This window comes from Klebsiella sp. K-3 (genome assembly GCF_051207495.1).
GTDB classification, from domain to species: Bacteria; Pseudomonadota; Gammaproteobacteria; order Enterobacterales; family Enterobacteriaceae; genus Klebsiella; species Klebsiella aerogenes.
In genome coordinates, this window is the sequence record NZ_JBPNXF010000009.1 from 275,953 (window position 1) to 282,934 (window position 6,982).

Below are 6,982 nucleotides of genomic sequence, written 5' to 3' on the forward strand. Positions count from 1 at the left end.
GACCTTTACAGGCCCGGCGTACCGGGCCTGATGGCGTTATTTTCCGCTTTTCACTTTGGTCCATGCGCGGGTGCGCACGCGATCAATCTTCGGATCCTGCACCTTGAGGGTGAACAGCTTGGCGAAGACATCCTCCGGCGGGTAAATCGCTGGGTTGTTACGGATATCGGCGCTGACCAGCGGCGTCGCCTCTTTGTTGCCGTTAGCGTAGTAGACGTGATCGCTGATGTGGGCGATGACCTCCGGGCGCAGCAGATAGTTCAGGAACTGATAGGCTTCGTCTTTATTTTTGGCATCCGCCGGCATGGCGAAGACATCAAAGAAGGCCAGCGCCCCCTCTTTCGGAATGAAGTAGGAGATATTGACGCCGTTCTTCGCCTCTTTGGCCCGATTCGCCGCCTGCCAGACATCGCCCGCCCAGCCAATCGCGACGCAGATATCGCCGTTTGCCAGGTCATTAATATATTGCGAAGAGTGGAAGTAACGGATATTGGGCCGCAGCTTCAGCAGCAGATCGGTTGCCGGTCCGGTGTAATCATCGGCTTTGGTGCTGTTTGGATCTTTACCGAGATAGTTCAGCACCGTCGAGAAAATCTCTTCCGGGGCATCAAGGAAGGAGACGCCGCAGCTTTTCAGCTTCTCAAGGTTTTCCGGTTTCAGCACCAGATCCCAGCTGTTTAACGGCACGTCTTTACCCAGCGCCGCTTTCACTTTATCGACGTTATAGCCGATGCCGGTGGTCGCCCACATGTACGGCATCGCATATTTGTTATCGGGATCGTGACGCGCCACCAGTTGTAAAACTTTCGGGTCGAGGTTTTTCCAGTTCGGCAGTTTACTTTTATCAAGCGGCTGGAACACTCCGGCCGCCAGCTGGCGTTCAAGGAAGCTTGCCGACGGCACCACCAGATCGAACCCGGTGCTGCCGGCCATTAATTTACCTTCCAGCACCTCGTTGGAATCAAATACGTCATACACCACTTTAATTCCGGTCTCTTTTTCAAAATTGGCGACCGTGTCCGGCGCAATATAATCAGACCAGTTATAGACGTGCAGCGTTTTTTGTTCCGCTGCGAGCGAGCCGGCAGAAACGGCCATCAGCGCACCCGTAATCACACCTGTTAACCATTTTTTACCCAAGGCGGTCATATCTCTGTTTCCTTCTCAAGGCCCGTTAATTCACGGACGCAATAGACGAACCTGAACGCATGCAAGAATCATGCATATTTTTCATTGCCTGAGATAAGGAGAGGAAACCTCTCCCTGATTGGCTGCCCGCAAATGGACGCCTCGCCAGAATAACTGTAGCCAGAATAAGAGGATATAGCCCAGGCAAAAAAACGCCCTGGATCATATTTCCAGCCAATAAAGGTCTACGAGATAAAAGCGAAGCGGTAAAACAGCAGTGAATAATTCTTTAAATGAGGGTTTGTGACAGAATAAATAAGCAACCGCCATCGCAGCGGCTGCTTTTATTAATTAGTGCAGAAAATGGTATTGCACTTCTTCGGCTGCGGCCTCTTCTTCCTGCTCTTCCGCTTTATACAGTAGTTGATTGGCGCCGGCTTCCAGAATGACCATCGAGACCTGCTCTTCGCTCTGGCGGAAGAACCAGGCAAACTGTTCGAGAGTGACGCCCGCGCCAACGGGCAGCGCCTGGCAGACCACCAGCTTCGGCAGGTTATCATCCTGAATATCAAGGAACGCTTTTACGGTCAGCGAACTGGCGTTAATCGCCGACAGATCCGCCGACAGCGGCAGCAGCGCAGAGGGCTTCACTTCCGCCAGCGCCGAAAACAACACCACGTTGTCCAGCAGGTCGATTTTGGCATCGAAAATACCGTCGAAATTCTGCATATGCGGCAGGTGCAACGCCTGGCAGGAGTCGCACTCAAAAAAACTGATGCCTAACTCGTCGAGCCAATGACGTAATGTATCAAGACCCGGAACGACCAGTGAATCCATAGTGCCTGTGACCTCTTGCTGGATAAAAAACGACGCATAGCTTACGCAAAAAATGCGTCGCATTCCATGAAAGGATAACGAAGTGACGCTACCCTCCCATTTTTAGACAATATCCAGGCGTGGCCTGGCGCTCGATCCACGCGATCATTCGCCCGGCAATATCGACGTGAGTGGTGGTTTCAATCCCTTCCAGCCCCGGTGACGCGTTAACTTCCATCACCAGCGGACCGCGGTGGGCGCGCAGGATATCCACGCCTGCCACGTCCAGACCCAGCGTTTGCGCTGCTTTAATCGCCATCTCCCGCTCCTGATCGCTAAGCGTGGCCGTAGTGGCGACGCCGCCGCGGTGCAGGTTAGAGCGAAAATCGCCCTCCTTCGCCCGCCGCTCAATCGCCGCCACTACTTCATCGCCAACCACCAGGCAGCGGATATCGCACCCTTTTGCCTCAGCGATATATTCTTGCACCAGAATGTGCGCATTAAGGCCCCGGAAGGCGTCAATCACGCTTTCCGCCGCCTGCCGCGTTTCCGCCAGCACCACGCCGATCCCCTGCGTCCCCTCCACCAGTTTAACCACCAGCGGCGCGCCGCCGACCATGGCGATCAGATCGCTGGTGTCGTCCGGGGAATGGGCAATGCCGGTGACCGGTAGGTCGATCCCCTGACGCGCCAGCAACTGCAGCGAGCGCAGCTTATCGCGGGCGCGGGTAATCGCCACCGACTCGTTTAGCGGATAGCTGCCCAGCAGTTCGAACTGCCGCAGCGCGGCGGTGCCGTAATAGGTGATAGCCGTGCCGATGCGCGGAATGACTGCATCAAAATGGGGCAACTGCCGCCCTTTGTAGTGAATCGAGGAGGCCACCGGGCTGACGCTCATATAGCAGGAGAGCGGATCGAGGATCTCGACCTGATGCCCGCGTTTTTGCGCGGCTTCACGCAAGCGGCGGCAAGAATAAAGCGTTCCATCCCGGGATAATATAGCGATTTTCACCCAACACCTCTTAGAAAATAACTGGCAGCCAGCACTCTGCGTTTGCAGGGTGAAGTGTATAGGGAATCAGCGCGTTGCCCAGCCCTGTTTATGCAAATAGTCGAGAATAAACGGCCGGCTCTCTTTGATGATGGTGCGGCGGATATGGTCGCTCCAGGTATCGCGGCGGGTATTGCTGCCGCGCGACAGATAATAGTCCGCCAGCTGTTCGTCGTACTGCGCCAGCACCTGTTGATCAAGCGGCTGGTAGTGATTCTCATGCACCAGCATCGCAGGCGGAATACGCGGCTTAACCTGCGGGTCGTCAGCAGGCCAGCCAAGGCACAGGCCAAACAGCGGCAACACGTGTTTCGGCAGCTGCAGCAGCTCGGTTACCGCGTCAATGTTATTACGCAGGCCGCCAATATAGACGCCGCCTAATCCCAGGGATTCCGCGGCGATTAAGGCATTCTGCGCCATTAGCGCGGTGTCGACGACGCCCAGCAGCAGCTGTTCAGCCAGTCCCAACTGCGCTTGCGGGCAAATTTGCAGGTGGCGATTGAAATCGGCGCAGAATACCCAAAACTCCGCCGCCTGCGCCACGTGCTGCTGGCCGCCGGTCAACGGAACCAGCTGCTCACGCATCTGCGGGTCGGTAATGCGAATAATCGAGGTACATTGTAAAAAGCTGGAGCTGGATGCCCCTTGCGCCCCGGCGATGATAGCCTCACGCTGTTCGTCGCTAATCGGCGCGTCGGTAAAATGGCGGATGGAACGGTGGTTGCGCAGCAGATCAATGGTCGGCGTCATGGCGTTTTTCTCTTTCGGACGGGGTAGAAGATGAGGTCTTATTATCGGTCAACTGCGGCGCGACAATTTTCGCTATTCGCCACATTAAGGCTATCGCCGCCGGGATCATCAGCAGGATCCCGGCAAAGATCATGATGAGCGCCGCCGTCGGGCTGGCAAACGGCGCCGGCAGCTGAACATACTGGTTCAATGACAGCCAGGCCAGCGTCAGCAGCGCCATGCCGACGAGCTCAACAATCAGAATACTTTTGGGTAATGCGGCAGGCGATCGCATAACGCTCCTCAATATACTCATGCCGCGCACATCGCTGGCGGGTCTGTATAGGGTCTTGCAGCAGATGATATTTATCAAGCATAACCCGCAACCATCGCTATAAAAGGTAAAACCTTCTTCCCCTTGCTAACGGAACGCGGCATCATAGCCACATTCGCCATCCGGCTGAGATTTAAGGAGAGAAGCATGTTTACCGTTATTTTTGGTCGCCCAGGTTGCCCGTATTGCGTTCGCGCCAAAGAGCTGGCTGAAAAACTGAGCACCGAGCGCGATGACTTCAGCTATCGCTACATTGATATCCACGCGGAAGGCATCAGCAAAGCCGATCTGGAAAAAACCGTCGGTAAGCCGGTAGAAACCGTACCGCAGATTTTCGTCGATCAGAAACACATCGGCGGCTGCACGGATTTCGAAGCCTGGGCGAAAGAAAATCTCGGCCTGTTTGCTTGAGAGACTTCACTCTTCCATTGAGTGCCTGCGTCTGGCGTCCAGCCAGACGCTAATAAATAAAAAGCATAGCGCCCCGAGCGCGCACCAGAACACCGCGCTAAAAAGCCACGCCAGTTCCTGCCAAAACGATCGATGAGTAATAAAGAACATCCGCATCACCACCAGACAAACCGGTGCCGCCAGCATGGCGCCAATCAGCGGACGTATGACGCGCCGGCCTGGGGATAAACAGCTCGCCACCGCGCCAGGCAGCACAAAGAACAGCAGCCCAAGCTCGGGGTTGCCCGTTTGCCGAAAAGCCCCTTTCATATGCAGCAACAGCGATAAACAGACCACAATAAACAGAAAGAACCCACAAATTATACCGGCCCACGCGCGCTCAGATTTCACGACATCCTCCTGATTTCGCCTCTAACTATCTTTCACTTCATCCAGTCAGAAATAGCATTCTGGCAGTCCATGCTTATAACGCTCCCGTCAGAGTAAAACGATTGTGACTAGCCGCAGCAACCAGGAAAGATTAAACTAGCGGCACTGTTTTATCGGTATTAACGGGATGCCAGAATAACGTTCGGCATAGTGCGAACGCTTGAGCAACCTTAGACCAAAAAACCATTTCCTTCAACAACTTACTAGTAAACGAGAAGTTGGCTTTCGTGAATATAAACGTCGCAGATTTGTTAAACGGGAATTACATCCTGTTATTGTTTGTTGTACTCGCACTGGGTCTTTGCCTGGGGAAACTTCGCCTCGGGTCAGTACAACTTGGTAATTCCATTGGCGTTTTAGTCGTTTCTTTATTATTAGGTCAGCAGCACTTCGCCATTAACACTGATGCGCTAAATCTTGGCTTTATGCTGTTTATTTTCTGCGTCGGCGTCGAAGCTGGCCCCAACTTTTTTTCGATTTTTTTCCGCGACGGCAAAAACTATCTGATGCTGGCGCTGGTGATGGTGGCCAGCGCGATGTTAATCGCTATGGGGCTGGGCAAATTGTTTGGCTGGGACATCGGCCTGACCGCCGGGATGCTGGCGGGAGCCATGACTTCCACCCCGGTGCTGGTGGGCGCTGGCGATACCCTGCGCCACTTCGGCCTGCCCAGCGATCGGCTGGCGCAGTCGCTTGACCACCTGAGCCTCGGTTACGCCCTGACCTACCTGGTTGGCCTGGTGAGCCTGATCGTCGGCGCGCGCTATATGCCGAAGCTGCAGCATCAGGATCTGCAGACCAGCGCCCAGCAGATCGCCCGCGAGCGCGGTCTGGATACCGACTCCAAGCGTAAAGTCTATCTGCCGGTTATCCGCGCCTACCGCGTCGGCCCGGAATTGGTCGCGTGGGCGGACGGCAAAAATCTTCGTGAGCTGGGGATTTACCGCCAGACCGGCTGCTATATCGAACGTATTCGCCGTAACGGTATCCTGGCGAACCCGGATGGCGACGCGGTACTGCAGATGGGCGACGATATCGCGCTGGTTGGCTACCCGGACGCCCATGCCCGCCTCGACCCAAGCTTCCGTAACGGTAAAGAGGTGTTTGACCGCGACCTGCTCGATATGCGTATCGTCACCGAAGAGATTGTGGTTAAGAATCATAACGCCGTCGGCCGCCGCCTGGCGCAGCTGAAGCTGACCGATCACGGCTGCTTCTTAAACCGGGTGATCCGCAGCCAGATTGAAATGCCAATCGATGATAACGTGGTGCTTAATAAAGGCGACGTGCTGCAGGTGAGCGGCGACGCCCGCCGCGTAAAAACCGTCGCTGACCGCATCGGCTTTATTTCGATTCACAGCCAGGTGACCGACCTGCTGGCTTTCTGCGCCTTCTTTATCGTCGGCCTGATGATCGGCATGATCACCTTCCAGTTCAGCTCGTTCAGCTTCGGTATCGGTAACGCTGCCGGCCTGCTATTCGCCGGTATTATGCTCGGTTTCCTGCGCGCCAACCATCCGACCTTCGGCTATATCCCGCAGGGGGCGTTGAATATGGTGAAGGAGTTCGGCCTGATGGTGTTTATGGCCGGTGTCGGCCTGAGCGCCGGCGCGGGTATTAATAACGGTCTGGGCGCCATTGGCGGGCAAATGCTGGCCGCCGGTCTTATCGTCAGCCTGGTGCCGGTGGTGATCTGCTTCCTGTTCGGCGCCTATGTGCTGCGCATGAACCGCGCGATGCTGTTCGGCGCGATGATGGGCGCGCGTACCTGCGCCCCGGCGATGGAAATTATCAGCGATACCGCGCGCAGCAATATTCCCGCGCTCGGCTACGCTGGCACCTACGCTATCGCCAACGTGCTGCTCACCCTTGCCGGTACGCTGATCGTCATCATCTGGCCGGGCCTTGGCTAGCCCCGGCCGAAAATTTTTAACTTTTTCGCAAAAAAATCGGTGATGAACAGAACTTTTTCCCAGGATGTCAGTCATAACTAGTGCCACTGCTTTTCTTTGATGTCCCCATTTTGTGGAGCCCATCAACCCCGCCGTTTAGGTTCAAGGTTGATGGGTTTTTTGTTGCCTGAA

General features: G+C 55.3%; 8 protein-coding genes. 2 read left to right on the top strand and 6 right to left on the bottom strand.

The annotated features are described in order from the left end of the window. Positions 1-36 precede the first annotated feature (36 nt). From potF to ACSEMK_RS17135, 5 genes are all read right to left on the bottom strand, one after another. A complete protein-coding gene (potF, locus tag ACSEMK_RS17115; RefSeq protein ID WP_032711260.1) occupies positions 37-1,149 on the bottom strand; it encodes a spermidine/putrescine ABC transporter substrate-binding protein PotF in 1,113 nt (370 codons plus the stop codon). 330 nt (positions 1,150-1,479) lie between these two features. Then, a complete protein-coding gene (locus ACSEMK_RS17120) occupies positions 1,480-1,965 on the bottom strand; it encodes a YbjN domain-containing protein (protein WP_015367528.1) in 486 nt (161 codons plus the stop codon). Positions 1,966-2,053: 88 nt separating this feature from the next. Then, the gene (gene rimK / locus ACSEMK_RS17125) at positions 2,054-2,956 is read right to left on the bottom strand and encodes a 30S ribosomal protein S6--L-glutamate ligase (RefSeq protein ID WP_015367529.1); all 903 of its coding nucleotides are present in this window, start codon (positions 2,954-2,956) and stop codon (positions 2,054-2,056) included. A gap of 66 nt (positions 2,957-3,022) precedes the next feature. Continuing rightward, entirely contained in the window at positions 3,023-3,745 is a 723-nt protein-coding gene (gene nfsA / locus ACSEMK_RS17130) for a nitroreductase NfsA (protein WP_430914963.1), read from the bottom strand. Next, positions 3,729-4,019, bottom strand: a complete 291-nt coding sequence (locus tag ACSEMK_RS17135; RefSeq protein ID WP_047065002.1) for a YbjC family protein — start codon at positions 4,017-4,019, stop codon at positions 3,729-3,731. Before ACSEMK_RS17135 ends, nfsA begins: the two co-directional genes overlap by 17 nt. A 186-nt stretch (positions 4,020-4,205) precedes the next feature. On the opposite strand from ACSEMK_RS17135, the gene ACSEMK_RS17140 reads away from it, so the two are divergent. After that, the gene (locus ACSEMK_RS17140) at positions 4,206-4,469 is read left to right on the top strand and encodes a GrxA family glutaredoxin (RefSeq protein ID WP_015367533.1); all 264 of its coding nucleotides are present in this window, start codon (positions 4,206-4,208) and stop codon (positions 4,467-4,469) included. A 6-nt stretch (positions 4,470-4,475) separates the two neighbouring features. Here the strand turns inward: ACSEMK_RS17140 and ACSEMK_RS17145 are convergent, their stop codons facing one another. After that, positions 4,476-4,859, bottom strand: coding sequence for an inner membrane protein YbjM (locus ACSEMK_RS17145; protein WP_047065001.1), 384 nt, complete (start codon positions 4,857-4,859; stop codon positions 4,476-4,478). Between the two features lie 266 nt (positions 4,860-5,125). On the opposite strand from ACSEMK_RS17145, the gene ACSEMK_RS17150 reads away from it, so the two are divergent. After that, positions 5,126-6,811 (top strand): aspartate:alanine antiporter, encoded by a 1,686-nt coding sequence (locus ACSEMK_RS17150; RefSeq protein WP_285177975.1) that lies wholly within the window; start codon positions 5,126-5,128, stop codon positions 6,809-6,811. Positions 6,812-6,982 lie beyond the last annotated feature (171 nt).

Excerpts from the sequence above, each read along its gene's own strand:
- nfsA (WP_430914963.1), bottom strand. The coding sequence starts at position 3,745 with ATGACGCCGACCATTGATCTGCTGCGCAACCACCGTTCCATCCGCCAT.
- ACSEMK_RS17120 (WP_015367528.1), bottom strand. The coding sequence starts at position 1,965 with ATGGATTCACTGGTCGTTCCGGGTCTTGATACATTACGTCATTGGCTC.
- ACSEMK_RS17135 (WP_047065002.1), bottom strand. The coding sequence starts at position 4,019 with ATGCGATCGCCTGCCGCATTACCCAAAAGTATTCTGATTGTTGAGCTC.
- potF (WP_032711260.1), bottom strand. The coding sequence starts at position 1,149 with ATGACCGCCTTGGGTAAAAAATGGTTAACAGGTGTGATTACGGGTGCG.
- ACSEMK_RS17140 (WP_015367533.1), top strand. The coding sequence starts at position 4,206 with ATGTTTACCGTTATTTTTGGTCGCCCAGGTTGCCCGTATTGCGTTCGC.